28 protein-coding genes and 1 tRNA gene are annotated in these 24,636 nt (G+C 72.4%); 15 read left to right on the top strand and 14 right to left on the bottom strand.

Annotation, left to right across the window (positions count from 1 at the left end; translation table 11 throughout):
• Positions 1–90 precede the first annotated feature (90 nt).
• Positions 91–1,479, bottom strand: a complete 1,389-nt coding sequence (gene lpdA / locus O7635_RS23210) for a dihydrolipoyl dehydrogenase (protein WP_278082565.1) — start codon at positions 1,477–1,479, stop codon at positions 91–93.
• 33 nt (positions 1,480–1,512) lie between these two features.
• Between lpdA and O7635_RS23205 the strand changes: the two genes are divergently transcribed.
• Positions 1,513–2,571 (top strand): Gfo/Idh/MocA family oxidoreductase, encoded by a 1,059-nt coding sequence (locus tag O7635_RS23205; RefSeq protein ID WP_278082564.1) that lies wholly within the window; start codon positions 1,513–1,515, stop codon positions 2,569–2,571.
• Here O7635_RS23205 and O7635_RS23200 read toward each other — a convergent pair.
• Entirely contained in the window at positions 2,564–4,027 is a 1,464-nt protein-coding gene (locus O7635_RS23200; protein WP_278082563.1) for a von Willebrand factor type A domain-containing protein, read from the bottom strand. The two genes, O7635_RS23205 and O7635_RS23200, sit on opposite strands and share 8 nt — an antisense overlap.
• Positions 4,028–4,224: 197 nt before the next feature.
• Here O7635_RS23200 and O7635_RS23195 point away from each other — a divergent pair, with 197 nt between their 5' ends.
• A complete protein-coding gene (locus O7635_RS23195; protein WP_278082562.1) occupies positions 4,225–4,665 on the top strand; it encodes a hypothetical protein in 441 nt (146 codons plus the stop codon).
• Here O7635_RS23195 and O7635_RS23190 read toward each other — a convergent pair.
• From O7635_RS23190 to O7635_RS23180, 3 genes are all read right to left on the bottom strand, one after another.
• Entirely contained in the window at positions 4,662–5,762 is a 1,101-nt protein-coding gene (locus O7635_RS23190) for an S-(hydroxymethyl)mycothiol dehydrogenase (RefSeq protein ID WP_278082561.1), read from the bottom strand. The genes O7635_RS23195 and O7635_RS23190 overlap by 4 nt on opposite strands.
• Before the next feature lie 60 nt (positions 5,763–5,822).
• Positions 5,823–6,551, bottom strand: coding sequence for an aminoglycoside phosphotransferase family protein (locus tag O7635_RS23185; RefSeq protein ID WP_278085559.1), 729 nt, complete (start codon positions 6,549–6,551; stop codon positions 5,823–5,825).
• Between the two features lie 62 nt (positions 6,552–6,613).
• Positions 6,614–7,618: a class I SAM-dependent methyltransferase gene (locus tag O7635_RS23180; protein WP_278082560.1), complete on the bottom strand. Its 1,005-nt coding sequence runs from the start codon at positions 7,616–7,618 to the stop codon at positions 6,614–6,616.
• A 68-nt stretch (positions 7,619–7,686) separates the two neighbouring features.
• Here O7635_RS23180 and O7635_RS23175 point away from each other — a divergent pair, with 68 nt between their 5' ends.
• Genes O7635_RS23175 through O7635_RS23160 form a run of 4 tightly spaced genes read left to right on the top strand, consistent with a single transcriptional unit; the run spans position 7,687 to position 10,397 of the window.
• Positions 7,687–8,019, top strand: a complete 333-nt coding sequence (locus O7635_RS23175) for a PadR family transcriptional regulator (RefSeq protein ID WP_278082559.1) — start codon at positions 7,687–7,689, stop codon at positions 8,017–8,019.
• Positions 8,016–8,963: a hypothetical protein gene (locus tag O7635_RS23170; protein ID WP_278082558.1), complete on the top strand. Its 948-nt coding sequence runs from the start codon at positions 8,016–8,018 to the stop codon at positions 8,961–8,963. The genes O7635_RS23175 and O7635_RS23170 overlap by 4 nt, the downstream gene beginning before the upstream one ends.
• A 37-nt stretch (positions 8,964–9,000) precedes the next feature.
• Positions 9,001–9,600 (top strand): RNA polymerase sigma factor, encoded by a 600-nt coding sequence (locus O7635_RS23165; RefSeq protein ID WP_278082557.1) that lies wholly within the window; start codon positions 9,001–9,003, stop codon positions 9,598–9,600.
• Positions 9,597–10,397, top strand: a complete 801-nt coding sequence (locus O7635_RS23160) for a hypothetical protein (RefSeq protein ID WP_278082556.1) — start codon at positions 9,597–9,599, stop codon at positions 10,395–10,397. Before O7635_RS23165 ends, O7635_RS23160 begins: the two co-directional genes overlap by 4 nt.
• A 6-nt stretch (positions 10,398–10,403) precedes the next feature.
• Here the strand turns inward: O7635_RS23160 and O7635_RS23155 are convergent, their stop codons facing one another.
• Together O7635_RS23155 and O7635_RS23150 are read right to left on the bottom strand one after the other, a co-directional pair.
• The gene (locus O7635_RS23155; RefSeq protein ID WP_278082555.1) at positions 10,404–10,964 is read right to left on the bottom strand and encodes a dihydrofolate reductase family protein; all 561 of its coding nucleotides are present in this window, start codon (positions 10,962–10,964) and stop codon (positions 10,404–10,406) included.
• A gap of 241 nt (positions 10,965–11,205) precedes the next feature.
• Positions 11,206–11,580 (bottom strand): DUF2255 family protein, encoded by a 375-nt coding sequence (locus tag O7635_RS23150; RefSeq protein ID WP_278082554.1) that lies wholly within the window; start codon positions 11,578–11,580, stop codon positions 11,206–11,208.
• Positions 11,581–11,649: 69 nt separating this feature from the next.
• Here O7635_RS23150 and O7635_RS23145 point away from each other — a divergent pair, with 69 nt between their 5' ends.
• The 3 genes from O7635_RS23145 (at position 11,650) to O7635_RS23135 (ending at position 13,751) form a co-directional block, all read left to right on the top strand.
• Entirely contained in the window at positions 11,650–12,960 is a 1,311-nt protein-coding gene (locus O7635_RS23145; protein WP_278082553.1) for an MFS transporter, read from the top strand.
• Between the two features lie 67 nt (positions 12,961–13,027).
• Entirely contained in the window at positions 13,028–13,363 is a 336-nt protein-coding gene (locus tag O7635_RS23140) for an STAS domain-containing protein (protein WP_278082552.1), read from the top strand.
• A complete protein-coding gene (locus tag O7635_RS23135) occupies positions 13,356–13,751 on the top strand; it encodes an ATP-binding protein (protein ID WP_278082551.1) in 396 nt (131 codons plus the stop codon). Before O7635_RS23140 ends, O7635_RS23135 begins: the two co-directional genes overlap by 8 nt.
• Here O7635_RS23135 and O7635_RS23130 read toward each other — a convergent pair.
• The gene (locus O7635_RS23130) at positions 13,741–15,297 is read right to left on the bottom strand and encodes a SpoIIE family protein phosphatase (RefSeq protein WP_278082550.1); all 1,557 of its coding nucleotides are present in this window, start codon (positions 15,295–15,297) and stop codon (positions 13,741–13,743) included. The two genes, O7635_RS23135 and O7635_RS23130, sit on opposite strands and share 11 nt — an antisense overlap.
• A gap of 131 nt (positions 15,298–15,428) precedes the next feature.
• Here O7635_RS23130 and O7635_RS23125 point away from each other — a divergent pair, with 131 nt between their 5' ends.
• The 3 genes from O7635_RS23125 (at position 15,429) to O7635_RS23115 (ending at position 17,431) form a co-directional block, all read left to right on the top strand.
• On the top strand, positions 15,429–16,106 hold the full coding sequence (locus tag O7635_RS23125) for a phosphatase PAP2 family protein (RefSeq protein ID WP_278082549.1): 678 nt from the start codon (positions 15,429–15,431) through the stop codon (positions 16,104–16,106).
• A gap of 215 nt (positions 16,107–16,321) precedes the next feature.
• Complete coding sequence (locus tag O7635_RS23120; protein WP_278082548.1) at positions 16,322–16,618, top strand: DUF1540 domain-containing protein; 297 nt, start codon at positions 16,322–16,324, stop codon at positions 16,616–16,618.
• An 81-nt stretch (positions 16,619–16,699) separates the two neighbouring features.
• Positions 16,700–17,431: a DUF2470 domain-containing protein gene (locus O7635_RS23115; RefSeq protein WP_278082547.1), complete on the top strand. Its 732-nt coding sequence runs from the start codon at positions 16,700–16,702 to the stop codon at positions 17,429–17,431.
• Positions 17,432–17,444: 13 nt separating this feature from the next.
• Here O7635_RS23115 and O7635_RS23110 read toward each other — a convergent pair whose 3' ends face one another.
• Positions 17,445–19,706: a tetratricopeptide repeat protein gene (locus O7635_RS23110; protein WP_278082546.1), complete on the bottom strand. Its 2,262-nt coding sequence runs from the start codon at positions 19,704–19,706 to the stop codon at positions 17,445–17,447.
• Between the two features lie 131 nt (positions 19,707–19,837).
• On the opposite strand from O7635_RS23110, the gene O7635_RS23105 reads away from it, so the two are divergent.
• Positions 19,838–20,299 (top strand): hypothetical protein, encoded by a 462-nt coding sequence (locus O7635_RS23105; protein WP_278082545.1) that lies wholly within the window; start codon positions 19,838–19,840, stop codon positions 20,297–20,299.
• Positions 20,300–20,363: 64 nt separating this feature from the next.
• Positions 20,364–21,533: a glycoside hydrolase family 3 N-terminal domain-containing protein gene (locus O7635_RS23100; RefSeq protein WP_278082544.1), complete on the top strand. Its 1,170-nt coding sequence runs from the start codon at positions 20,364–20,366 to the stop codon at positions 21,531–21,533.
• A gap of 5 nt (positions 21,534–21,538) precedes the next feature.
• Here the strand turns inward: O7635_RS23100 and O7635_RS23095 are convergent, their stop codons facing one another.
• The 4 genes from O7635_RS23095 to O7635_RS23080 all read right to left on the bottom strand — a co-directional run bounded on the left by O7635_RS23095 (position 21,539) and on the right by O7635_RS23080 (position 24,047).
• On the bottom strand, positions 21,539–21,907 hold the full coding sequence (locus O7635_RS23095; RefSeq protein ID WP_278082543.1) for a hypothetical protein: 369 nt from the start codon (positions 21,905–21,907) through the stop codon (positions 21,539–21,541).
• A 65-nt stretch (positions 21,908–21,972) separates the two neighbouring features.
• A complete protein-coding gene (locus tag O7635_RS23090; RefSeq protein ID WP_278082542.1) occupies positions 21,973–22,695 on the bottom strand; it encodes a hypothetical protein in 723 nt (240 codons plus the stop codon).
• Positions 22,688–23,197 (bottom strand): SigE family RNA polymerase sigma factor, encoded by a 510-nt coding sequence (locus tag O7635_RS23085; protein WP_278082541.1) that lies wholly within the window; start codon positions 23,195–23,197, stop codon positions 22,688–22,690. The genes O7635_RS23090 and O7635_RS23085 overlap by 8 nt, the downstream gene beginning before the upstream one ends.
• 22 nt (positions 23,198–23,219) lie before the next feature.
• A complete protein-coding gene (locus O7635_RS23080; protein WP_278082540.1) occupies positions 23,220–24,047 on the bottom strand; it encodes a hypothetical protein in 828 nt (275 codons plus the stop codon).
• Between the two features lie 16 nt (positions 24,048–24,063).
• Here O7635_RS23080 and O7635_RS23075 point away from each other — a divergent pair, with 16 nt between their 5' ends.
• Positions 24,064–24,474, top strand: coding sequence for a Rid family detoxifying hydrolase (locus O7635_RS23075; protein ID WP_278082539.1), 411 nt, complete (start codon positions 24,064–24,066; stop codon positions 24,472–24,474).
• Between the two features lie 53 nt (positions 24,475–24,527).
• On the opposite strand, the gene O7635_RS23070 is transcribed toward O7635_RS23075, so the two are convergent.
• Positions 24,528–24,601 (bottom strand) — tRNA-Pro (locus tag O7635_RS23070).
• Positions 24,602–24,636: the final 35 nt, after the last annotated feature.

Here is a 24,636-nt window from a genome sequence, read left to right as displayed (position 1 = left end):
AGCGACAACATTGACGCTCCTCGCATTGGAGTCGCCCCGCGACCGAGCGTCAACCCGCTACCGGCGAGTCGCGCCGAGGGAAGAGGGAACCTACATATTGATCATGTGCCCGGCCAGACCGTGCACCGCCTCCTTCACCGCCTCGCTCAGCGTCGGATGCGAATGCACGTTGCGCCCCACCTCGTGCACGGTCAGATCCCACTGCTGCGCCAACGTCAGCTCCGGCAACAGCTCGGTCACCTCGGGCCCGATCAAGTGGGCGCCCAGCAGCTCGCCGTAACGAGCGTCCGACAAGATCTTGACGAACCCGACCGTGTCACCCAGTCCGTTCGACTTCCCGTTGGCGGTGAAGGGGAACTTGGCGACCTGCACGTCGTACCCCGCCGCCAGCGCCTGCTCCTCCGTGTAGCCGAAGCTGGCCACCTGCGGCTGGCAGAACGTCGCCCGCGGGATCATCACGAAGTCGAGCTCCATGGTCTCCGCGCCCGCGATCGTCTCAGCGGCGATGATGCCCATGCTTTCGGCGGCGTGCGCGAGCATCAGCTTGGCGGTCACGTCACCGATCGCATAGAGGCCCGGGACGTTGGTGCGCCCACGCCCGTCGACCGCGATCGCACCGCGCGGAGTGAGCGCCACGCCGGTGTTCTCGAGCCCGTACCCCGTGACGTTGGGTTGGAAGCCGATGGCCTGCATCAGCTTGTCGGCCGACAGCTCCCGGGTCTCCCCCTCGGTCGACGACACGGTCACCGTGACACCGGAGGACGACGACGACACCGACTCCACCTTGGTCGACACCAGCACCTCGATGCCCAGCCGCTTGTAGCGCTTGAGCAGCTCGGCCGAGACCTCGGCGTCCTCCAGCGGCAGCATCCGGTCGAGGAACTCGACGATCGTGACCTTGACGCCGTAGTTGTGCAGCACGTAGGCGAACTCGACGCCGATCGCCCCGGCGCCGGCGATGACGATCGAAGCGGGGAGCGAAGAGCTGAGGATCTGCTCCTCGTAGGTGACCACCCGGTCGGAGAGCGAGGTGCCCGGGATGAGCCGGGTCGACGCGCCGGTCGCGATGATGCAGTTGTCGAACGTCACGGTCTGGTCGCCCACCGCCAGGGTGTGCGCGTCGACGAACGTACCCCGACCGTTGATCTCCGTGATGCCGTTCTTCTTCATCAGGTAGTGCACGCCCCGCACGCGCCCGTCGGCGACCTTGCGACTGCGGGTGAAGGCCGCGCCGTAGTCGAACGTCACCTCGCCCGTGACGTTGATGCCGAAGGTCTTCCGCTCGGCCGTGAAGATGTGGTTGAGCTCCGCGTTGCGCAGCAGCGCCTTCGAGGGGATGCAGCCGACGTTGAGACACACGCCGCCCCAGTAGCGCTCCTCCACGACCGCGGTCCGCAGGCCGAGTTGGGCGCCACGGACCGCGGCGGTGTAGCCGCCCGGGCCCGCGCCGAGAACGACGAGATCGAAATGCTCTGTCATGACTGAAGCCTAGGCCGGGGTTAGCATCCGGCCATGCGGATCGGTGTGGTGGGTTGCGGGCGGATCAGTGGGATCTACTTTCAGAACCTGACCCGACTGCCACAGACCGAGGTCGTACGCTGCGCGGATCTGGATGTGGCGCGGGCGAAGGAAGCGGCCGAGCGGCACGGGATAGCCGCCGCCGGCACGGTCGAGGAGCTGCTGGCCGACGAATCCGTGGAGCTTGTGGTCAACCTCACCATCCCCGCCGCCCATGTCGGGGTCGGGCTGGCCGCGGTGCGGGCCGGCAAGCACGTCTACGCCGAGAAACCGCTGGCCCTGACGGTCACCGACGCCCGCCAGCTGCTCGAAGCGGCGACCCACCACGGCGTACGCGTCGGCAGCGCGCCGGACACCTTCCTCGGCGCCGGCCTGCAGACCGCCCGGGCCCTGGTCGACGAGGGCGCGATCGGGCGGCCGCTGGCCGGCTCGGTGTTCATGCTCTCCCCCGGCCACGAGCACTGGCATCCGGCGCCGGACTTTTACTACCAGCCAGGCGGCGGGCCGCTCTTCGACATGGGGCCCTACTACCTGACCGCGCTGGTGACCCTGCTGGGCCCGGTGGCGGCGGTGACGGCGGCGGCCGGTGCCGGCTATCCGACCCGGGTGACCCCGCAGGGCCGGGAGATCCCGGTCGAGGTGCCGACGCACGTGACCGCGGTGCTCGAGTTCGCGAGCGGGGCCGCGGTCACGGCCGTGTTCAGCTTCGACGTGCCGGCCTCGACCATCCCGCACGGCATCGAGCTCTACGGGAGCTCCGGCACGCTGGCGGTGCACGACCCCAACCACTTCGGCGGACCGGTGCTCGTCCGCGGCCCGGCCGACACCGACTGGCGGGAGGCGCCGCTGCGCACGCCGTGGTCGGCGAACTCCCGCGGCCTCGGCGTCGCCGAGATGGTCACCGCGATCGAGGAGGGCCGCGACCACCGGGCGTCGGCCGCGCTCGCCCTGCACGTGCTGGACACGATGGAGACGGTGCACGCGGCGGCGGCCCGGGGCGCCCGACTGCCGGTCGCGACGACGGTCGAGCGCCCCTCGCCGTTCCTCAGTTGAGCGACGCGGCCCGGTCGACCAGGTCGGCCAGCTCCCGCACGGCCGGGTCCTCGGTGCGGTCCGCGGCCCGGTCGGCGATCCGGCGCAGCTCGGCCAGGGCGATCGCCGACCCGCGGTCGCCGCGCAACGCCACGGCCAGGTAGGCCGCCACGTAGTCGACGGTGAACCGGGGCGCCGCGGCCTCGAACCCCGCGTCGAGGTCGGCCACGGTGACGGGGCGGGACGCCTCGGACGGCTCGCGCGTGGCCGGATCGAGCCAGCGCGCCCGGACGGTGGCCACCGGCGCGCGCAGGTCGGTGTCGCCGGCGAGCCGCACCTCGTACAGCGCGGTCACGCTGTGGCCCGGTCCCACCTCGCCGCCGTCGACCCGGTCGTCGCGGAAGTCCTCGTCGGCGACCGCCCGGTTCTCGTAGCCGATGAGCCGGTAGTCCCGCACCGTCCGCCCGTCGAACGTCACCTGGACCTTGGCGTCCAGCGCGCGCACCTCGAGCGTGGCCGGCAGCCGGTGCACGAAGACGTCGCGGGCCTGGTCCGGCTCGCTGACGTAGACCGCGAACCCGTCACCGCCGTCGGCGAGCCGTTCCATCAGCGCGTCGCCGTAGTCGCTGCCGACGCCCACACCGAGCAGGGCGATCTCCTTGGCCGCCTCGTCGCGTACGCGCCGCAGGATCGTGTCGGCGTCGGTGGAGCCGGTGTTGGCCAGGCCGTCGGACAGGACGATCACCCGGTTGGACGTGCCCTCGCGGAAGCCGTCGCGGGCCACCCGGTAGCCGAGCGTCAGGCCGGCGGCGAGGTTGGTGCTGGCATCGGGCCGCAGCCGGCGGATCGCGGCGTGCAGGTCGTCCTTCTCGGACACGCGGGTCATCTCCCGCAGCACGTCCGCCTCGCTGCTGAACGCCACGATCGCGACGGAGTCGGTCGGCCGCAGCTGGTCGACCAACGTGTGCAGGGCGTCCCGGACCAGGTCGAGGCGGCCGGGCTCGGCCATCGAGCCGGAGACGTCGACGACGAACGTCAGGGACGCGTCCGGGCGGCTGGCCGCCTCCTCGCCGCGGGTCTGCAGGCCCACGCGCATGATGCGCACGTCGTCGCCCGTTTCGTGCGCGGCGGGTGGACGCGCGCCGTCGGCGTGGATCGCGAAGCCGTCGCCGCGCGGCTCCGGATAGTCCTGGTCGAAGGCGTTGACGAACTCCTCCGGCCGGACCATCGTCGGGTCGGGCAGGCTGCCCTCGGTGATGACCCGGCGGGCATAGCCGTAGGAGGCGGTGTCGACGTCGACCGCAAATGTCGACTGTGGATCCTCGAGCGGGTTGCGGTCGCCGCCCTGGTTGTCGCGCTCGGCGGTCGAGTGGTTCGGTGCCGAGGCCTCCCGGCCCGTCGCGTCACCGCCGCCGGCCGTGCAGCCGGCCAGTGCCAGCAACGCCGCCAGCGCGACCGCTATCGTCCTGCGCCTCATCGTTCCTCCCCGCATGTCGTGGTCACTCTCGCCATTGGACAAACGAGGCGCGGCGGGCGCTCCCGTTGTGGCCGAGCCGTTGCGCAAGCGCGACAACCGTGACCGGGGCGTGTCCTTTCGTGATCGCGGCGAGTCGCCGCCGAGACCGTTACGCCGCCGGCCCGAGACCTTTGACACCGCTTGGTACGGTGCCGCGGGTGAGGCGAATCGCATCGACGGTCGTCGCCGGCACGCTGGCGCTCGGCGCGCTGCTGGCCTGTTCCGCCACCGATGACCCGCCGGCCACGGCCCCGGAGATCGGCCTGACCCCGGGACCGGGTGTGAGCATCCTGAGCCGCCCGACACCGAGCCGGACCACGGTGCCCCGCGCGGAGCCGGGCGACGGCACGCCGCCGCTGGTGTTCGGCGACTGCGTGATCGAGACGTCCCGGTCGACGAGCGGCGTGCTGGAGCGGATCAACTACGGCGAACGGTCGTGCCGCGAGGCGATGGCCGACCGGCCCAACGCGTGGAAGGTGGTCAACCTCGGCGATCGGGCCGAGTGCCCCGACGACGACCGGCACATCACGTTCACGATCAGCCCGCTGCTGCCGTCGTCGACGAGCGACTACACGTACGTCTGCGCGGAGCGGCTCTAAAAGATGACGACGGACCGCAGCGCGTTGCCGTGGTGCATGGTGTCGATCGCGGCTTCGACGTCGGCCAGGCCGATCTCCTCGGTGACGAACGCGTCGAGGTCCAGGCGGCCCTGCCGGTAGAGGTCGACCAGCATCGGGAAGTCGCGGCTCGGCAGGCAGTCGCCGTACCAGCTGGACTTCAACGCCCCGCCGCGCCCGAAGACGTCGATCAGCGGCAGGTCGGGCACCTTCATGTCGGGTGTCGGCACGCCGACGAGGACCAGCGTGCCGGCGAGGTCGCGGGCGTAGAACGCCTGCTGCCAGGTCTCCGGGCGGCCCACCGCCTCGACCACGACGTCGGCGCCGTCCGCGCCCTCGAACGTCTCCGCGCAGATCCGCTTGATCTCGGCGACCGGGTCGACCCGGGAGGAGTCGACGGTGTGCGTCGCGCCGAGCTTCGTGGCGGTTTCCAGCTTCCGGGCGTCGATGTCGACCGCGATGATGGGACTCGCGCCGGCCAACGCCGCGCCAGCGACCGCGGCCACCCCGACGCCACCGCAGCCGATGACGGCGATGCTCCGGCCGCGGGTGATCCCGCCGGTGTTGATCGCGGCGCCGATGCCGGCCATCACGCCGCAGCCGAGCAGCCCGACGGCCGCGGGTCGCGCCTCCGGGTCGACCTTGGTGCACTGCCCGGCCGCGACGAGCGTCTTCTCCGCCAGCGCGCCGATGCCGAGGGCCGGCGAGAGCACGGTGCCGTCCTCCAGCGTCATCTTCTGCTTCGCGTTGTGGGTGGCGAAGCAGTAGTGCAGGTCGCCGCGCTTGCAGGCGCGACACTCACCGCAGACGGCCCGCCAGTTGAGCACCACGAAGTCGCCGGGCGCGACGCCGGAGACGTCCGGACCGACCGACTCGACGATGCCGGCGGCCTCGTGGCCGAGCAGGAACGGGAAGTCGTCGTTGATGCCGCCCTCGCGATAGTGCAGGTCGGTGTGGCAGACGCCGCAGGAGAGCACCTTGACGACGGCCTCGCCGGGGCCGGGGTCGGGCACGTTGACCGTCACGATCTCGACCGGCGCGCCCTTCTCGCGGGCGATCACACCCCGGACCTGCTGCATTCTGTTGCCCCCTTGCTGCACGGACGACGCGCGCGGACGACACCACCGTAACGTGGCGCTCTACGGAAAGACCCGGCCCAGCGCCGCCAGGGCGTTCCTAGCGTACGTCTCCTGGTTCTCGCTCAGCCCGTAGTGCAGGTCCTCCAGGGTCGTGCAGCGGGCGAAGAAGAGCGCCCGGTCGTCGACGGTGCCGAGTCGCGGGCCGAGGTCCCGGAAGAGGCGGCCGAGGTCGTGGGCCGGCTCGGTGCGGGCGGCGTCCGCCCAGTCGATGACGCCGGTGAGCGTCCGGGTCGCCGGGTCGACGAGGACGTGCTCGATGCCGAGGTCGTTGTGGCAGAAGACCGGCTCACCGGCGTACGGCGGTGGCGGCGCCTGGCTCAGGAACAGTTCGACGGCGCGGTGGTGGGTCGCCGGGATCGCGTGCCGGATGTCGCCGTAGTGGGTGCGGGCCTCGTCGAGCCACTCGCTCGGCGGCGCGTCGTCGTCCTTCGCGCCGGTGATGGCTTCGATGTCGCGCATGAGCCGGCGGAGCGCCGCGATCAGGGTCGGCGGCACGCGGCTCGGGTCGGGCAGGGTCGCCGCCGGAACGCCCTGGAGCTTCCGGTAGACGAGCAGCCCGGCATCCGGGTCCACCACGATCGGCTCCGGGACCGGCACGTCGGTCGCCGCACGCACGGCGGCCAGGATCGCGGCCTCGCGGTCCACCTGTGCCGGGTCCGGCGTCCGGGCGAGGCGGACGACCAGCTCGGCGTTCACCTCGTAGGCGGCGTGGTCGTAGCCCGCCCCCAGCGGCCGGACCGCGCGGACGTCAAGGTCGGGCAGGTGCCGGCCCAGCAGCCGGCGCAGCGCGCTCAGCCGCTGCGGCGGTTGCCGTAGTTGCGGGGCGGCTGGAACGTGCCGCCCTTGCCGACGAACCCGCCCGAGCCCTGGCCGCGCGGGTTGCTGCCCTTGCTCTTGCCCTTGGCGCGGCGCTCGGCCCGGTTGGCGAAGACCGGCGTCTCCTCCTCGGCGCCCTCTTCGGGCGTAGCGGTCTCGTCCGGCGTGGCGGCTTCGTCGTCGGCGGACATGAGCTCTCCCGAGATGGTTCGCGGTGACGGGTCGCCGCCCAGCTTAACGGCACTGGCCACGTAGCCGGGGACGAGCACGGTCAACGCCCCGCGCGCGAACACCGGTTCGAGTGTGTCGCGGCACCATTCGTGCGCTTCCCGCGCGGTGCACACGCCACGGGCGATGGCGTCGTCGACGTTGACCCCGCTGAAGGTGTAGCGCAGGTACGCGTCGTACGTCATCGGCAGTCGGGCCTCGACCCGCGTGTGGCCGACCAGCCGCCAGCCCCAGTCGGTCAGGGGCAGCTCGCGGACGTCCAGCGGTCGCCAACCCGGCGGGAACGGGAACCGGGCCTCGAAGGCGGCGAACCAGTTGGCGAGGGCGTCGCCCGTGCCGGTGCGGCGGGCGTCGAAGAAGTCGTAGACGACGAGTCGCCCATCCGGGGTGAGGACCCGGCCGGCCTCACCGAACGCGACGGGAAGGTCGGCGTAGTTGAGGGAACCGGCCGCGGTGACCAGGTCGAACGAGCCCGACGCGAACGGCAGGCACTCGGCGGCGGCGACGACGAACCGGGCGTGCGGCGCGACCGTCCGGGCGTGGGTGAGCATCGCCGGCACGGGTTCGACACCGACGACGTCACGGGCGTACGGCGCCAGGGCAGCGGTCGACAGCCCGGCGCCGCAGCCGACGTCCAACGCCCGCCGCGCGCCGCCGGCGAGCCCGGCGGACCCTAGGATCCGCGGATGCAACGGAGGCCGATCGAACGCATAGGCGGCCGCCAGCCGCTCGCTGTCGTACACGCTGGCCATGATCTGGATCTTAAGGAGCACGGCGTGGGGCCGTTGCCATAGGGAGCCTGGCTGCATACTCTGTTGACATGACTATGCGCGAGCAGAGCTACTACGCGCTGGCTTCGTTGATGGACGGTCCGCTGCATGGCTACGCGATCATCAGGCGGGCCGAGGAGCTGTCGGGCGGTCGGGTGCGGATGGCGGCCGGCACTCTTTACGCGGCGCTCGACCGGCTCAGCACCGAGGGACTCGTCGGCGTGGTCGACGAAGAGGTGGTCAACGGGCGGGCGCGACGCTACTACGACCTCACCGACGCGGGGGTGACCGCGCTGCGTGCCGAGGCCGACCGGATGGTCGAGGCGGCCCGCGTCGTGACGGAGCGGCCGGCGCGGCGGTTGCGGGCGGTGAAGCCGGCATGACCGCGGACATGTTGGAGGCGCGCTACCGGCGGCTGCTGCGAGCCTATCCGAAGCGCTACCGGCGCGAGCGCGGCGCCGAGATGATCGGCACGCTGATGGAGGCCGCCGGCGACGGTCAGCGACGCCCGACGGTCCGGGAGGCGACCGCTCTCGTCCTGCGTGGGCTCCAGGCCCGCGCCGGGACACACGACCTGCCCGCCGACGGCCGGGGCTTCCGCGGGGCGCTGCGGCTGGCGGTGCTGATGCTGGTGGCCTACGCCGCGGCCGGCAGCCTCGCCGAGACCGGCAGGATCCTCGTGCCCATCGTCGCCGACCGCACCGTGGCCTACCCCAGCGACCTCATCCATCCACTCGCGACAGTGCTGGCCGCCGCCGCGGTCGTCCTGGTCGCCGGAGGCCGCTACGTGCTCGGGCTGCTGGCGACCGTGGCCGCGCTCGCCGCCACACTGATCGTCACGCACCTGAGCCTCGTCGGCATCGACGTCGTCACCGGCGCCCGCTATTACCCGGAGTTCGCGTCCACCCGCGCCTTCGTGATGACCGAGCCGACGATCTGGCCGTTGCCGCTGGCCGCGCTGCTGCTCATGCCACTGCTGCGCTGGCCCGCGTCCGGCGCCCGCCGCCCCGGGGCGTGGCTGCTCGCCGTCCCGGTCGCGGTGGTCCTGCTGCCGACCGACTACGACGTGACGATCGGCCTGCAACCCGCCGCCACCGCCGTCGTGATGGCCGGGTTCCTGCTGTGGGTCGCCGTCGACGCCCGCGCGACCATCGCCGCCGGGGTGCTGCTGGTCCCGATCATGCTGGCCCTGCTGGGGCTCCACGCCCTGGGCGCCTGGGACCAGCCGGACAGCTCCCCCAGCCGATATTTCTGGACCCTGGTCGTCGGCGCGCTGGCCCTGGTCGTCAGCGGGACCCTCGTCCTGCGCCGCCAGGCCCGGATCTAGCGAGGGAACTCGACCGCCGCTGCGGGCATAGGAGGGTGTGGCGGACACGAGCGAGACGAGCGACGGCGAGCTGTGGCGGCGGGCCGTCCAGGGCGAGGCCGAGTGCTTCGGCGTGCTCTTCGACCGGCACTGCGCGGCGGTACGCGCCTTCTGCGCCCGCCGCACCGGCTCCCTGGACGCCGCCGACGACCTGGTCTCGATCGTGTTCCTCGAGGCCTGGCGGCGGCGGGCCGACGTCGAGCTCGTCGACGGGGCCGCGCTGCCGTGGCTCTACGGCATCGCCCGCCACACCATCCACCACCGCTGGCGCACCGCCCTGCGGCATCGGCGGGCGCTGTCCCGACTGCCCGCGGCGCCGGCCGTGCCGGACCACGCCGACGACGTGGCCGCCCGCCTCGACGACGAGCGGCGGCTGGAGCAGCTCCGCGCCGCCATCGCACGGCTTACGCCCGCCGACCGCGACGTGCTCCTGCTGTGCGTCTGGGAGGGCCTGAGCTACGCGGCCGCCGCGGTCGCGCTCGGCGTGCCCGTCGGGACCGTGCGGTCGCGGCTGTCGCGGGCGCGGGCCCGGCTCGACGCGCTCGCCGGCGGAACCCCCAACCTGATCAGCCCGGCACCACGAGAGGAGACGCCATGACGTCGTTGCGGTCCGGGATGGACCCCGTGCGCCAGGCCGACATCCGGCAGCTGCTGGTGACCACCGCATCGGCCCCACCCGTGTCGGCGTGGCAGCGGAACCGGCGGGCCGGACTGGCCACGGTCGCCGCGGCGGCGGTCGTCGTCGCCGGGTCCGTCGTCCTCGCCGATGCCCAGGATCCGCCGCCGAGCTACGCCGGCTGGACCGCCGTGCCGCAGGCCGCCCCACCGCCGGAAAGCTCGTCGGACGACATCGAGGAGTGGGCGTCGCAGTGCACCGACCTCGGCGTGGGCGGCGTGGCGATCGAGGGCGTGCCGGCCCGCCGGGCGGAGGCGGACCGCCGCCAGGTGCTCGTCGACCGGCGCGGCGACCTCACCTACTGCGTCGACGTGTCGCTCGGCCGCGGCACCGCCCGGGACCCGCTGATCGCCCTCTCCGGGATCAAGGCGCGCGGCGGTCTCAGCGCGGCGGCGGCCACCGTCTACGACAAACCGTTCACCCGACCCGGCGCCGCCGACGTGCTCGTGCTGGGCGCGAGCCTGGCGAACCCACCTCGGGAGCCCGGGGTCGACAGCCTCGAGGTCTTCCAGCTGTACGGCCTGAGCGGACCGGACGTGACCGGCGTCGACCTCGTCCTCGCCAACGGCCTCCGGGTCACCGCCTCCCTGCGCGGCGGCATCTGGGGCGTGTGGTGGCCGAGCGACCGCGGCGAGCCGGACGGGTGCGTCCTGGAGGTGCGCACGAGCGGCGGGACGGCGACGATCGACCCCGACACCGTGCGCCTCCACTTCGGCTGACGACGCTCAGCCGAGCTGGTAGTGCGACACCACGACCTGGCCGTCCACAGTCTGCGTCTCCACCAGCCGGAGGTTCCTGCGCTGCTCGGGCGCGCCGAACAGCGGCCGGCCGCCGCCGAGCACCACCGGATGCACGGCCACGTGGTACTCGTCGATCAGCCTGCGCTCGGTCAGCGCGGCCGCCAGCGCGGTGCCGCCGGTGAGCAGCAGGTCGCGGCCGGGTCGGGCCTTGAGCGCCGCCACCTCCGTGGCCAGGTCGCCGCTGATCACCCGGCTGGTCCACTCGTCGCCCTCGTAGCTGCGGGAGAAGACGATCTTCGGCGTCGCCCGCCAGAACGGCGCGAACGCGGTGACGTGCGGGTCGTCCGACATCGACTCGGCATTGGGCCAGAAGCCGACCATCATCTCCCAGACCGGCCGCCCGAACAGCAGCGTGTCGACCCGACGATCCAAACCGTCGGAGTACGCGGACAGCTCCGGCCCCATCGTCGGCCAGTCGAACTCCCCGTTTGGCCCGTCGACGAACCCGTCCACCGACGTGTGCACCCAGTAGATGATCTTGCCCATTGCCTGCCTCCCTCTGTGCGGTCACGGCTACGTCGGAGCCGCCCACCGCCTTTCGACACCACCGCCGAAGACCTGTCACCGATCTATCCAGCGCCACGTCGGCAGCAGCGGGCGCCACTACTGCTCGATCACCAGCAAGGGCCTGCCGAGCCAGGGGTCGGCGGTCGGGAAGGTGCAGGTCTACACGCAGAGCAGAAGTCCGCACGGCCTCTACACCAGCCCGCGCGTCTGGTACGTCTAGCTAGGCGCGGTCGAGGCGGAGGGTGGTCGTCGCGGCCGTGGGGGTGACCATGGAGTCGGCGCCGCCGCCGTACTTGGTGCGGTAGGCGGCGTCGACGGCCGCCGTCACGTCGGCCGACGTGTCGCCGAGGTCCGTCACCGTGACGTCGGCCGCCAGACCCGGCACGCTGATCCGGGCCCGGCCGGACCGCACCGCCCGACCGAACCAGCCGGTGTCGCGGCGGTGCCAGCTCCGCACGTACACCCGTCCCCCGGTCGTCACGACCCAGATCGGGACCGCCCGCCGCAGGCTGCCGTCGACGCCGCGCACGGCGATCCGCAACTCGGCGCTCGCGTCGATCAGGCGCAGGTCGTCGGCGGACCAACCGGCAGTCATGATCCAGACGCTACCCGCCGCCGGTAAATGCGAGGCGGATTGTCGTACCCGGACGTCAGGATGGGCCCCATGTTCGGTGATGCTCTTCCCCGTCGGCCCGAGGCGCGCCGGCTGCTGGCGGCGACCCTGTTCTCGGCCACCGGACGCGGCCTGACGTTGCCGTTCATGTTCATCTACCTGACGAAGGTCAGGGACGTGCCGGCCAGCACGGCGGGCCTGATCATCGCCTGGATGGCCGTGTGCGCGCTGGTGATCGGGCCGGTGGGCGGCTGGGCGGTCGACCGGTTCGGCGCACGCCGGATCGTCCTGCCGATGCTGCTCGTCGAGGCCGTCGGCGTGGGCAGCGTCGGCTTCGCCCACACGCACTGGCAGGCGCTCCTGTCCGTCACGCTGATCGGCGCCGGCGGCGGCGTGATCTGGGCGGCCAACACGACGATCCTGTCGTCGGTGACCGACGGCCTCGAACGGCAGAAGACGTTCGGCCTCAACTTCGCGCTGCTCAACCTCGGCATCGGCACCGGCACGGTGATCGCGGGCGCGATCGTCGACCTCGACCGGCCCGGCACGTTCCAGGTCATCTACCTGATCGACGCGGCGCTCTACCTGGTGCCGTTCGTCAACCTCCTGACGATGCCCGGCGTCGGGCGGCGGCTCGCCCCGGCCACGACCGACGACCAGGCGACGCGACTACGCCAGCCCGGCTACCGCGAGGTGTTCGCCCACCGTGGTTTTCGCCGGCTGCTGGCCTTCAGCATCGTGCTCACGATCAGCGGCTACGCCCAGATCGAGGTCGGCTTCACCGCTTTCGCGATCGACGTGGCGCAGGTCGGCCCACAAACGGTGGCCTACGCGTTCACCGCCAACACGCTCGTCATCGTGCTGGCCCAGTTGTTCGTCGTGCGGGTGATCCAGGGCCGCAGCCGCACGATCCTGCTGTCCGTGGTCGGCGTCATCATGGCCGCGTCGTGGCTGATCCTCGGCGTGGCCGGCGCGATCGACGGCCGGCACGCGGCCGCGTCGGCCGTGGCGGTGATCGCCTGCGCCGCGGTGTTCGCGGTCGGCGAGACGCTGCTGTCGCCGATCAACCCGACCCTGCTCAACGCGCTGGCCAACGACGAGCTACGCGGCCGGTTCAATGCGCTCGGCTCGATGGTCTGGGGCGCCAGCGGCATCGTCGGCCCGATCACCGCGGCGCCGCTGATCGGCGGCGGCCACAGCTCGATCTGGCTGGCCCTCACGGTGGCCGGCTGTCTGACGGCGGCGGTGCTGGCGGCCTCGCTGCGCAAGGTGATCACCGCCGAGCAGGACGGGCGCACCGCAGCCGCCGGCCCGGCCGAGGTGGGCGACGACGACGCTGTCCGGGTGGCAGTCGAGCGGTGATCTACAGTTCGGGCGGCTTGGATGCGATGATGACGACCGCTGCCCGGCGGCGCGCGAACGGAGGGCGATGCAGTTCGAGACGCGGACGTTCGCCGAACCCGGCCGGACGGTCGTGGCGGTCTCCGGCGAGTGCGACCTGACCGTTCGTGACCAGTTCACGTCGGTGCTCGTGGGCGCCGTCGACCAGGCCGCCGTCGTGGTCGTCGACCTGGCCGACCTGCGGTTCATGGACTCCAGCGGCGTACACGGCCTGGTGGTCGGGCATCACGCCGCCCGTGACAAAGGGCGCCGACTCTATGTCGTCAACGCGGCGGGCGAGGTGGCCCGCGTGCTGGCGCTGACGGGGCTCGCCGACCTGCTGCGGCCGCCGCTCGACGGCCGCGTCGGGGTGGAGGATGTCTGACGTGCGCCGGCCCGGCGGGCACACCGCCGAGGTCGACTATTCCGAGGCCGGCGATCTGGCGGCGGTGCGGGCGTTCGTACGGACCCGGGCGGAGGCGCACGGGCTCGCGCCGGACCGGGCGGATCTCCTGGTGCTGGCGGTCAGCGAGCTCGCGACCAACACGTTGCAGCACGGCACCGGTGGCGGCCGGGTCACGGTGTGGGCGCGCGACGGGCAGCTCGTGTGCGAGGTCCTCGACCAGGGCCCGGCGCGGGACTTCGGCCGCGCGATGCCGCCGGCCGACGCCGTTCGGGGGCGCGGGCTGGCGATCGTGGAGCGGGTGTGCGACGACGTGTCGTCGACGACCGGGGCGCACGGGACCGTGGTGCGGCTCGGCCTCACCCTGTGACGTCGGGCGGGAGGATCTCCACCGTGAGCGCGCAGGTGTCGTCGTCGGGGCTCGCGACCTGGAGCACCTCGCGCAGCCCGTCGAGCCGCGTGGCCTCGGCGCGACCGGACACGTCCGACAGCGCCTGCCGCAGCTCCTCGACCCGGCCGGCCGTGCCACCGTCGCGCCGTTCGACCAGCCCGTCGGTGTAGAGCAGCACCAGGTCGTCGGCCCGCAGCGGCACCGAGGCGCTCGAATAGAGCGTGGTGTCCTCGGCGCCCAGGAGGAGCTGGGCCGGCCCACCGAGGTCGTGCGCCGTGCCGGCCCGGCCGAGCATCGGCGGCATGTGCCCGGCCCGCGACCAGGTCAGGGTCGAGCCCGCGGGGTCGTACACCGCGACCAGCGCCGTGGCGGTGATCTTGAGTTGGGCGCAGAGCCGGTTGAGGTGGCCGAGCAGCCTGCCCGGATCGTGGATCCCGATCGAGAGCCAGGCGATCAACGAGAACCGCAGGTGGGCCATGCCGTTGGCCGCCTGCAGGCCGTGGCCGGCGACGTCGCCGACGGCGAGCACCACGGGACCGTCGGCGAGCGCGGCGGCGTGGTACCAGTCGCCGCCGACGTTCATCGCGCTCTCCGCCGGCAGGTAGGTCACCATCGCCCGCAAATTGCCGATCCGCAACGGCTGGCGTGGCACCGGTTGGATGAGGTTCTGCAACTGGGCGGCGAGTCGGTGCTCGGCCACGGCGGTCGTCTCGCGCCGGCGCAGCTGGTCGGTCAGCAGCTCGATCGCCGAGCGGGTGTTCTCGCGGGCGGTGACGTCCTGCACGACCGCGTTGATCTTCAGCGGCGTCCCCTCGCCGTCGCGGACGACGTCGGAGAGGATCCGCAGGTGCTTGATCGCGGCGCCGACCCGGAACCGGACCGTCACGTCGGACGCCGTGCCGCTGTCGAGCGTCTGCCAGGCGGTCTCGGCGACGCCGCGGTCCTCCGCCAGCATCGCGGCGCCCTGCTCCGCCCGCGACAGCGGACCGGCCGACGGGTCGCGCTCGAAGATCCGGAACATGCCCGGTGACCAGTCGCTGCGCCCGGTGGCCAGGTCGTACTCGGCCCAGCCGAGCCGCCCCAGCAGCTCCGTGCGCTCGAGCCGCTGCCGGGCCTCGTCGACCCGCTGCCACCGGACCAGCAGCCCGCCCAGCACGCGATAGACGCTGACCTCGAACGCCGCGTCGGCGACGACACCGGCCCGCCGCTCCGCGTAGCGGAAGTCCACGCCGTCCATCGGTCTGCCGGTGGAAAGGACGCGCCGGTAGAGGTCCCACAGCGGCCCGTCGACCATGCTCGGGTAGAGCTGGCTCAACGGCTGGCCGACCCGGCTCGAACCGCGGCGGTGCAGGTCCGCGCCGTCGTCGCTGACCGCCGCCACGACGAAGTCGGCCACGTCGCCGTCGGCGTTCGTCACGGGCAGAAGCCACGAACACCCCGGGGGTACGGCGGCCAGCAGCTCGCGGACGACCGAGGTGATCTCCTCCTGGTCGACCCGCGTCGAGCCGGCGCCGCTGGGTGCCATGGGCAGCAGCCTAGTGCGGCGGCGCGCGCCGGCCGAGGCCCGTCTCTCGAAGGGACAATGTGGACCACCGTCGATTGGTACGCTACGGGCTGCTGATCCGATGACGGGCGCGGGCACACCGGGGAGTGCGGATGCGCGAGCGGCGGTGGCGGTCGGCGGCGGCCTGGTTCGCCGCTTTCGCGGTGTTCACCACACTGCTGGCGGGCGGCGCGTTCCTCGACCTCGACGTCGCCGTCCGCGACTGGAGCGACGCGCACCGGCCCGAGTCGGCGTTCCACGTCGCCAAGGCCCTCTACTTCCTGGGCTCGGCCAACCTCATCGCCGCGATCCTGCTGGTGGCGGCGGTGCTGCTGGGTCTTCGGGACCGCACGGTGCGGCCCGCCCTGCTGGTCGTGGGCACCGCGGCCGTCAGCTACGCGGTGGTCGTACCCCTGAAGATCTGGACCGACCGGTCCGCGCCGCACGCGCCGTGGCCACGGGCGGTCGACCTGTTCGCCCACGACGCGGGCTGGTCCTACCCGTCCGGGCACGTCGTCAACACGCTGATCTGGTACCCGGTCCTGCTGCTGCTCGTCGAGCTGACCCTGCGCCGCACGCTGCCCGCGGGGATCCGGCGGGCCGTGCTGCTGGGCCCGGTGCTGATCGTCTTCGCCGCGGTGACCTATCTCGGCTACCACTGGGTCACCGACTGCGTGGCCGGCGTGTTCCTCGGCGCCGCGCTGCGCGGCCTCCTGCCGCTCGACGACGCCCGCGGGCAGCTGCGGAAACCGTCGGACGCCCGCTTTCGCCCTCGGCAGCTGATTCGGTAGGTGCCATTAGCCTAGGCTAACCTATTGCGAATTAGTGCAGGCTAACCTTTAGTCCCCGCAGAAGGCTTTTCCGAATTCCTTTGAATCGGGCTCTGACCTGCGGATATCCCATGCGACACACCGGCACCGGCATCGTTGGGCGGGAGCGGCCGGCCATTTATTGCTACGCTTGACGAAAGGCGAATCCATCGACATAAAGCAATACGGAGGACGCCATGAGAACTCTTCTGCAGATGCCCGCCGTCCGTGAATGCGCCGCCACGGCGTGCAGCTTCAACGACGGAGGGTGTCACGCGCCGGCCGTGACCGTCGCCTCCGCCGGCGACGCGGCGTCGTGCGCGACATTCGTCGAGTCGTCGGTGCGCGGCGGCATCGCCGACGTCACCGGCACCGTCGGTGCGTGCGCGCGCACTGACTGTGTCCACAACAAGAAGCTGGCCTGCACCGCGGAGTCGGTCCGCGTCGGCCCCGGCGCCACGACGAGCGACTGCCTGACATACCAGCCCGCCTGACCAGCGCGCCGGCCTCCTTCACAGGGGGAATTAGGTAAGGCTACCCTAGATGCCTCTACCTGTTCCCTCGAAGGAGGCCGCATGGCGTCGGACGCCTGTCGGACGGCCGACGGCATGCCCGTGTGCGACGCGGTCGCGACGCGTTCCGTCCTGGCGGTCGCCGACTCGTTGCGCATGACGATCGGCGACACGTCCTGCGACCTCTTGGCCGCGCACGCGGTGCTGCCCGACGGCTCGGTGGCGGTCGCCGTCGACCCGATGACGCCGGCCGGCGGCCACCTCGTCGCCGCCCGCGGCCGGCCCGGCGGCGTGCGCCTCGACGTGACCTCGGTCGTGCCCGTGCCGGTGCGGTGCCGGGTGCGGGCCCGGGTCACCATCACCGGAACCGTCCGGGCGCTGGACCCGGCCGCCTTGGACGGCTGCGACGCCGGCACCATCGAGTCCCTGCTCCAGCTGCCCCCGGTCGCGCTGTGGGCGGTCGAGCCGATCACCGTGCACCTCCGCCGCCACTCGACCGCCGGCGACGTGGCGCTCACCGCGTACCGGGCCGCCCGGCCCGACCCCGTGGCCGCCGTCGAGGCCACCCATCTGCATCAGCTCGCCCGGCGCCCGGGCATCGAGCGGTTGGCGATCCCGATCTCCTCCCCGAACGCCCGGCTCGTGGCGGTCGCAATCGACCGCGACGGGCTGACGGTGCGGGCCGAGACCAGCGGCGAGCACCAGGACGTACGCCTGCCGTTCGCCTGCCCGGTGTCCGCGGAGGCGGACCTGGCCCGGGAACTGGCGCTGCTCGGAGCCCCGCTTCCCCGCTGAGGGCCTTCGCCGCTCAGTCGCGCCGGGACAGCGTCTCAGCCACGGCGGCGTGGGCGGACGGGTCCCGACCGGCCAGCAGCGGCAGTGCGCGGCGCCAATGGGCGGCGGCCTCCCTCGGACGGTCCAGTGCGGCGCTGGCATGGCCGAGGACGGCCAGCGCGAGCCCTTCGCCGTAGGTGTTGCCGACGAAGCCGGCCAGCGCCACCGCCTCCCGCGCCCGCTCAGCCGCCTCCTCGGGGCGCCCGGCGTGCACGAGGGTCTCGGCGAAGTTGGTGAGCATGAGGGCCTCCCGTCGCCGGTCGCCGAGCTCGCGGTTGATCGCCAACGCCTGGCGGTGGTAAACGAGCGCCGCCTCGAACGCGCCCATGCGCCGCCGCACCAGGGCGATGTTGTCCAGTGTGGACGCGACCTTGTGCCGGTCACCGAGCCGGCGGCGCAGGGCGAGGCTTTCGCTCAGGGACTCCACCGCGCCGTCGAGGTCGCCGGCGTCGCGCAGCGCGTTGCCGAGATTGTTGAGGCAGGCCGCCTGGCCAGGCAGGTGGTCGAGCTCGATCTGCACCGCGAGGGCCTGCCGCAACAGGTCGATGCCCGCGGCGGTGCGGTCGCAGCGCAGCATCGCCACCGCCAGGATCATGAGAGATCGGGCCACGCCCGGCTTGTCGCCGAGCAGCTCCGCCGCCTCGACCGCGAGCCGGCCGAACTCCTCCTGCTCCGCCACGTAGCCGGCGGACTGGGTGAACCGCACGACCGCGGTGGCGAGGTCACGCACCTCCGCGAGCGAGCGCCGCGCGGCAAGGTGTTGGCGGGCCACGGCGACGAGGTTCGGCAACTCCTGATCGAACCAGCGCCACGCGGTCACATCGTCGGCCGGCCACGCCGCCGGCCCGTGCGGCGCGTCGCCGTCGTACACCGGAGGGTCGTGCGGGAACAGCTGTCCGTGGGCGGTCGCGGCGGTGCTGACGAGGGCGGCGACGAGCCGGTCGGGCGCGGCGGCGTCATCCGGACCGGCCTCGGCGGCGACCTCACGCGCGAACAGCCGCACCATGTCGTGGAAGCGGTACCTGCCCTCACCACCGGCCTCCAGCAGGTGCGCGTCGACAAGCTGGTCCAGCGCCCGCCCCGCCTCGCGCGGCGTGACCGCCATCAGGGCGGCGCAGGAGCGGGCCGTGAAGTCCTCCCAGTCGGGCTCCGCCGCCAGTCGCAAGACCCGCGCGGCCGAGGCCGAGTCCGTGGTGAGGCCGCGGTAGGAGACGCGCAAGCTGCTACGCACCGACAGCTCGCCTACCTCGAGTTCGTCGAGCCGGCGGCGCTGGTCGGCCAGCCGCTGGGCGAACTCCCGCAGCGGCACGGCCGGACGCGCGGCGATCCGGGCGCCGACGATCCGCAGCGCGAGGGCCAGCCCGCCACATGCGGCGACGATGCCGGTGGCGGCGGACTCGTCGGCCGCGACCCGTCCGGCGCCGACCAGCCGCGTCAGCAGTTCCCGTGCCGCATCGTCCGAAAGCAACGCGACGGCGACCGCCGCGGTCCGGTCGAGGTCGACGAGGGCGCGGCGGCTGGCCACCACCGTCGCGCAGGCCCGTCCGGCCGGCAGCAGCGGCCGCACCTGGGCTGCCGCGGCGGCGTTGTCGAGCACCACCAGCACTCGCCGGTCGGCGGTCACGGTGCGCAGCAGCGCGGTCCGCTCCTCCGGCGCGGCCGGCGCCGAGGTCACTCCCAGCGCGCGCAGGAACCGGCCCTGCACCACGCCGATGTCGTGCTCGTCGCCGGCCCCGGCCAGGTCGGCGTAGAGGCAACCGCCGTCGAAGCGTCCCGCCTCCAGATGCGCGACATGCAGCGCGAGCGCCGACTTGCCGATGCCGCCGGAGCCTTCCAGCAGGCACAGCGCCCACGGCTCGGCCAAGGCGGCGCGCAGTTCGGCGACGGTCTCGTCCCGGCCGACCAGGAGCCCGGGCGGGGGCGGCAGTTGGCGCGGCACCGGACCGGCCGGTGGCACGGTCAGCCGCTCCCACGCGGCCGCCCAGGCGCCGGCCTCCGCCGGTGGGACGCCGAGGGCGAGCACCAGGCGGTCGAGCACGTCCGCCGGCATCGCCGTGCGGCCAGCGAGGTAGTTGGCGAGGCTGCTCTTGGGAATGCCCGTCAACGCCTGCAGGTCGACCAGCGAGAGCCGGACCTTGCCGCGCCGACGCGCCGCCGCGATCCGCAGCCGGTCGAGCGCGGCCAGGAGATCCCGGAGATCGGCCGCGGCCCGCGGGTCGGGTCGATTCGCGACCATGGATGTCAGCCTCGCATGTGCCGTCCAGAAGCATCCAGAACCGTCCAGGCCGCCCGGATCCTGGAACGGCACGCCGTCATGCTGCGACCACGGGGTGGGACGGCCTGCCTCATGACGATCGGAGGGCAGCGATGCGGGCGCTACGACGAATGGCCGCGGCCGCGGTGTTGGCGACGTTGGGCGCGGTCGCCGGGGTCGCCGGAGTCGCCGGGCCGGCGCAGGCGGCGGCGAGCGTGCCGACCACGGCGACGCCGGGCACCCCGCCGTCCGGCGGGTGGACGTGCAACGACAGTCCCGACGCGCAGTCGTGCTTCAAGTGGTACGGCGACCAGTGGTGGCTCAAGAGCGACAGCAACTGGCCGGCGACGATCACCTGGGTCAACGAACTGCGGGACTACAACGGCACCTACCGCGAGCACCGGCGTGGCACCTGCGAGGGCTCGGAATTGGCGCGCGGCCGGTGGGGCGTGTGCAACATGGACTACTGGGAGAGCTCGAACGAGAACGAGTTCGGCGGCCACGGCAGCCGGCTGCGGTGGTACGTCTGCGCCGGATTCTGCTCCACCGAGGCCACCCGCGAGAACAACGGCTGACGACAGGGCTGGAGTCCATCGATATTGCCCGCTGGGCACAAAGATCGGCCGTAGCGTTGATCGGGTGAAGGATGTATCCGTGACCCGGCGGCGGCTGCTCACGGGCGTCGGCTCGGCCGTGGTGGCGGGGCTCGCGGGCTGCGGCGCCAGCACGGCCGAGACTCCGCCGCGGCAGCCGGCGAGCCCGACCGCATCGCCCACGTTCGACGAGGCCGCGCTCCGACGCAAGATCGCCAGCCTGCTCGTGGTCGGCTTCCGCGGCGAGACGGTCGACGACAACGACTGGATCGTGCGGGCGATCCGGGACGGCCTCGGCGGCGTCATCCTCTTCGACCGCGACCTGCCGACGAACGCCCCGCGCAACATCGTCTCGCCGGCGCAGGTCACCGCGCTCGTGCGGAGCCTGCGCCAGGCCTCGCCCGGCCGGCTCATCGTCTCGATCGACCAGGAAGGCGGCCAGGTCGCCCGCCTCAACCCGGCCAACGGCTTCCCCGCGACGCAGTCGGAGGCCGAGATCGGGGCGCGGAACTCCCCCGCCGCCACCCGGGCCTGGGCCCAGCAGATCGTCGGCAGCCTGACGTCGATCGGCGCCAACCTCAACTACGCGCCGGTCGTCGACCTCGACATCAACCCGAACAACCCGGCGATCGGCCAACTCGGCCGCAGCTTCTCCGACAACGTCGGCGTCGTCGTCACGAACGCGACCGAGGAGATCCAGGTCCACCGGGCCGCCGCCGTCAAGACGTCGATCAAGCACTTCCCCGGCTTCGGCACCGCGACCGGCAACACCGACTTCGCCGTCGTCGACGTCAGCAACACGTGGCAGCGCCGAGAGCTCGAACCGTTCCAACAACTGATCCGCACCGGCATGGCCGACTCCGTGCTGGTCGCCCACCTGCTCAACAGACAACTCGACCCGACCCTCCCGGCGTCGCTGTCCCGCGCGGTCGTCACGGACCTGCTCCGCGGCCAGCTGGGCTTCACGGGCCCGACGGTCAGCGACGACATGCAGGCGGCGGCGATCCTGAACCGGTACGGCCAGAACGAAGCGGTAGCGCTGGGGCTGGCGGCCGGGCTCGATCTGCTCGTGTTCGCGAACCAGCAGGTCTACAACCCGAACATCGTCGAGGAAACCCTGGACAACGTCGTCAACCTGGTCCGCGACGGACGCATCACGCAGGCCCAGATCGACCAGGCGGTGGCGCGGGTGGACACGCTTCGCCCACCGCGCTGACCTGGCTAGCTCACGAAGTCGTCGGCGCGGGGGTCGGCGTCCCATCCGAGCCGAGCCAGCTCCCGGACGACCGCGCGCGCCCGATGTGTCCAGAAGAGCAGGACCTGATCACGCTCGTCGGTGGAGAACTCGACGGCGAAGGCAGGGCTGGGCAGCCAGCGGGCGATGACCGGCCCGTGCGGCACCGCGGTGACCTCGTGGTGGTGCAGGGCGTCGGATCCGGCCCGCGACGAGAAGGTCAGCGTGCTGGCCGCGACCCAGAGGCTCACCGACGGCCAGCGCATCCGCTTGACGACGGTCGACTCGCCACGGTCGTAGTCGCGGCGATCGAGATAGGTAAGTCCGCCGCGCGCGACCAACGCCTTCTGAGCCATCGCGGGATCATATGCGGAGCCCCGGCGTCACAGCGGCGGGCAGTCCCACTGACTGCCTCGACGCCTTATCGGTCGGCGATGATGGTCTGCAGGCCCGTGCGGCCGGACCCGTCAGCGGTGATGCCCCTGTCGCCGACGTGGATGATGCCGTAGCGGCCCTCGAGCTCGAACTGGCCGGAGTCCCCTGCCGGAACGATGCGCCAGGTCTGGGATTCGTCGCCGGGCACGCACGGGGCCAGCGTCAGCGCTGAGCCCGGCGTGTCGGTGACGCAGGAGCCGATGTGCGACGGCGGCATGATCACGACCCGGTTCCGCGCGGTGACCTGGGCCGGGCGCAACTCCATCGTCGTGGATCGGGATCTCGGCGTGCCGGTGAAGTCGACGGAGCCGTCGTCGCGGGCCTCGAGGAACAGGTCCAAGCCGTCGTCGGCGACGTCGAGCAGCACGCCGGTCCCGAGGTCGATTCCGATCGCGGTCAACTGGGTGAGGTCGGACTCGACGGTGCTCGAGGGTGGCGGTGTGGCGCTGGGCGAGGGCGCGGCGCTGACCGTCGGCGACGCGCTCGCCATCGGCCCGGCCGGAACCGACGGGCTGGCCGGGACAAGCGCCAGCGGAATGCCGACGACGCCCGCGGCGGCCAGGACGCCGGTGAAGGCGAGGGCGGTGGCGCGGCGACGGCGGCGCAGCCCGGCCTGGCGGCGGATCCGCTCGGCCGGCGGGATGACGGCGGTGCGCCGCACGTGCCCGGCGTACGCCTGCAGGTCCTCCTCGATGCGTTCGTCAGACATCCCGGCGCTCCCCGCCCATGGCGTAGTCGTCCCTGTCGGTCAGGTGCTCGGCCATCGCGCGGCGCCCCCGGGCGAGCCAGCTGCTGATGGTCCCGGGCGCGATGCCGGTCTCGTCGTGGATCTCCGCGACGGTCAGCCCGACCAGGTGGTGCAGGACGATGACCCTGCGTTGGCCGGCCGGGAGCTTGCGGAGGGCGCCGACGATCGCCACGTGGTCCGGGTTGAGCGCCTCGACGGGCCGGTCGGTGACGTTGCGGCGGTGGGCGTGCAGGCTGTTGACGGCCTTGCGCCAGGTGCTGACCGCGTGCCGGTAGGCGACCTGGCGTACCCAGGCCTCCGGATCGTCGTACTCCCGGATCTTCTTCCATCTGTTCCAGGCCCGCATGTAGGCCTCCGCGACCGCATCCTCCGCCTCGCCCTGGCTGCCGACCATCGCGGAGACGTGGGCGACCACCCGGCTGGCGGACGCCGCGTAGAACGCGTCGAAGTCTTCGTCGTGCATCGAGCGCGACACTAGCCGCTCGTCATTTTCTGAAAGGAACGGTCTGCAGACCGGTACGACCGCCGTCCGCCGAGTTGATCGCGCCGTCCTGGACTCGGATGACCCCGTACGCGCCGTGTAGCTCGAACTGGCCTGAGTCGCCGGCGAGCGAGACCCGCCAGATCTGCGACGCCTTGCCCGGCTCGCACGTTTCCAGCACCAGGGGCTTCGCGAGCGTGTCCGCGACGCAGTTGTCGTCGCCGGGCTTCGTGTTCCAGTAGGAGGGCTTGATCACGACATGGTTCTCCGCCAGGACGGGGGCGGCCCAGAGCGACATCATCGTCGACGGCGTCCGGGCGTGACCGGTGAAGTCGACGACACGATCGGTCCCGACCTCGAGGAACTTGTCGACGCCGTCGTCGGCGACGTCGATGAGAACCGTGACGCCGAGGTCGATTCCGGCCCGCTCGAGCGCGGCGAGGTCGGAGGTTCCCCTTGCCGGCGCGCGCCGCGCCGGGGTGGCCGACGCGACGGGGTCCGCGGCCGCTGCGCCGGTTCCGCCGGCGGGCGAGACAGGCGTCGGTGCTGCGGCGGGCACCCGGGGCTGCGGGTCGGCGCCGCAGGCCGCGAGCGCGGCCGTGAGGAACGCGACCGCTCCGAGGACGAACAGTCGGGTGCGAGGCATCGTGCTTCCCCCATCGAAAGGCGAACTGTGCCCCGTACACGTCGGAAAGGCTGCGGTTGATTGCAAGCTGACGATCACGAAATGGTCAAGAACGGCGGCGGCAGGGCCTCGTTCCGGACGCGCGCTCAGGAGAACGGCTACTTGTAGGTGCCCACCTTCCTGCAGCAAGGTGACCGGTGCGGACACGACCGAGGAGGAAACCATGACGCGACAAGCGATCTCGAGTGAGCAGGCGCCGGCCGCGCTCGGGCCGTACAGCCAGGCGATCGTCGCCGGCGGATTCGTCTTCTGCTCGGGCATGGCCGGGATCGACCCCGAGACCGGCACGATCCCGGAGGGCATCGAAGCCCAGACCGAGCAGGCGCTGGTCAACCTCAGCGCCGTCCTCGCCGCCGCCGGCGCGTCCATGGCCGACCTCGTCAAAACCACGATCTTCTACGCCGACGTGGACGACTTCGCGAAGCTCAACGCCGTCTACGCGCGGCACATGCCGGACCCGCCGCCGGCCCGCTCCGCGCCGGCCAACGTCCGACTCCCCCACGGCCTGCTCGTATCGATCGAGGCCACGGCCGCGCTACCCGGCCCGACCGACGAACCGCTCCAGCAGACCTGAGGAGCGGGCTAAAGAGAAGAGGGCTCCCGCAACCTGCGGAAACCCTCACGCTGTCGGGACGGCGGGATTTGAACCCACGACCCCTTGACCCCCAGTCAAGTGCGCTACCAAGCTGCGCCACGTCCCGTTGCCGCGTGTTGCGCGGCAGCCGATACAGAGTAG

The organism is Asanoa sp. WMMD1127, assembly GCF_029626225.1.
Classification (GTDB): domain Bacteria; phylum Actinomycetota; class Actinomycetes; order Mycobacteriales; family Micromonosporaceae; genus Asanoa.
Note: the sequence above shows the minus strand (reverse complement) of the source record. Positions and strands in the feature narration are given on the sequence as shown.

Bases quoted from the DNA above. Each gene is read 5' to 3' on its own strand.
- O7635_RS23110 (WP_278082546.1), bottom strand. From the start codon at position 19,706: ATGGTCGCGAATCGACCCGACCCGCGGGCCGCGGCCGATCTCCGGGAT.
- O7635_RS23175 (WP_278082559.1), top strand. From the start codon at position 7,687: ATGACTATGCGCGAGCAGAGCTACTACGCGCTGGCTTCGTTGATGGAC.
- lpdA (WP_278082565.1), bottom strand. From the start codon at position 1,479: ATGACAGAGCATTTCGATCTCGTCGTTCTCGGCGCGGGCCCGGGCGGC.
- O7635_RS23105 (WP_278082545.1), top strand. From the start codon at position 19,838: ATGCGGGCGCTACGACGAATGGCCGCGGCCGCGGTGTTGGCGACGTTG.
- O7635_RS23200 (WP_278082563.1), bottom strand. From the start codon at position 4,027: ATGAGGCGCAGGACGATAGCGGTCGCGCTGGCGGCGTTGCTGGCACTG.
- O7635_RS23140 (WP_278082552.1), top strand. From the start codon at position 13,028: ATGCAGTTCGAGACGCGGACGTTCGCCGAACCCGGCCGGACGGTCGTG.
- O7635_RS23160 (WP_278082556.1), top strand. From the start codon at position 9,597: ATGACGTCGTTGCGGTCCGGGATGGACCCCGTGCGCCAGGCCGACATC.
- O7635_RS23075 (WP_278082539.1), top strand. From the start codon at position 24,064: ATGACGCGACAAGCGATCTCGAGTGAGCAGGCGCCGGCCGCGCTCGGG.
- O7635_RS23095 (WP_278082543.1), bottom strand. From the start codon at position 21,907: ATGGCTCAGAAGGCGTTGGTCGCGCGCGGCGGACTTACCTATCTCGAT.
- O7635_RS23085 (WP_278082541.1), bottom strand. From the start codon at position 23,197: ATGCACGACGAAGACTTCGACGCGTTCTACGCGGCGTCCGCCAGCCGG.
- O7635_RS23145 (WP_278082553.1), top strand. From the start codon at position 11,650: ATGTTCGGTGATGCTCTTCCCCGTCGGCCCGAGGCGCGCCGGCTGCTG.
- O7635_RS23090 (WP_278082542.1), bottom strand. From the start codon at position 22,695: ATGTCTGACGAACGCATCGAGGAGGACCTGCAGGCGTACGCCGGGCAC.
- O7635_RS23205 (WP_278082564.1), top strand. From the start codon at position 1,513: ATGCGGATCGGTGTGGTGGGTTGCGGGCGGATCAGTGGGATCTACTTT.
- O7635_RS23170 (WP_278082558.1), top strand. From the start codon at position 8,016: ATGACCGCGGACATGTTGGAGGCGCGCTACCGGCGGCTGCTGCGAGCC.
- O7635_RS23155 (WP_278082555.1), bottom strand. From the start codon at position 10,964: ATGGGCAAGATCATCTACTGGGTGCACACGTCGGTGGACGGGTTCGTC.
- O7635_RS23125 (WP_278082549.1), top strand. From the start codon at position 15,429: ATGCGCGAGCGGCGGTGGCGGTCGGCGGCGGCCTGGTTCGCCGCTTTC.
- O7635_RS23135 (WP_278082551.1), top strand. From the start codon at position 13,356: ATGTCTGACGTGCGCCGGCCCGGCGGGCACACCGCCGAGGTCGACTAT.
- O7635_RS23120 (WP_278082548.1), top strand. From the start codon at position 16,322: ATGAGAACTCTTCTGCAGATGCCCGCCGTCCGTGAATGCGCCGCCACG.
- O7635_RS23130 (WP_278082550.1), bottom strand. From the start codon at position 15,297: ATGGCACCCAGCGGCGCCGGCTCGACGCGGGTCGACCAGGAGGAGATC.
- O7635_RS23190 (WP_278082561.1), bottom strand. From the start codon at position 5,762: ATGCAGCAGGTCCGGGGTGTGATCGCCCGCGAGAAGGGCGCGCCGGTC.
- O7635_RS23180 (WP_278082560.1), bottom strand. From the start codon at position 7,618: ATGGCCAGCGTGTACGACAGCGAGCGGCTGGCGGCCGCCTATGCGTTC.
- O7635_RS23150 (WP_278082554.1), bottom strand. From the start codon at position 11,580: ATGACTGCCGGTTGGTCCGCCGACGACCTGCGCCTGATCGACGCGAGC.
- O7635_RS23115 (WP_278082547.1), top strand. From the start codon at position 16,700: ATGGCGTCGGACGCCTGTCGGACGGCCGACGGCATGCCCGTGTGCGAC.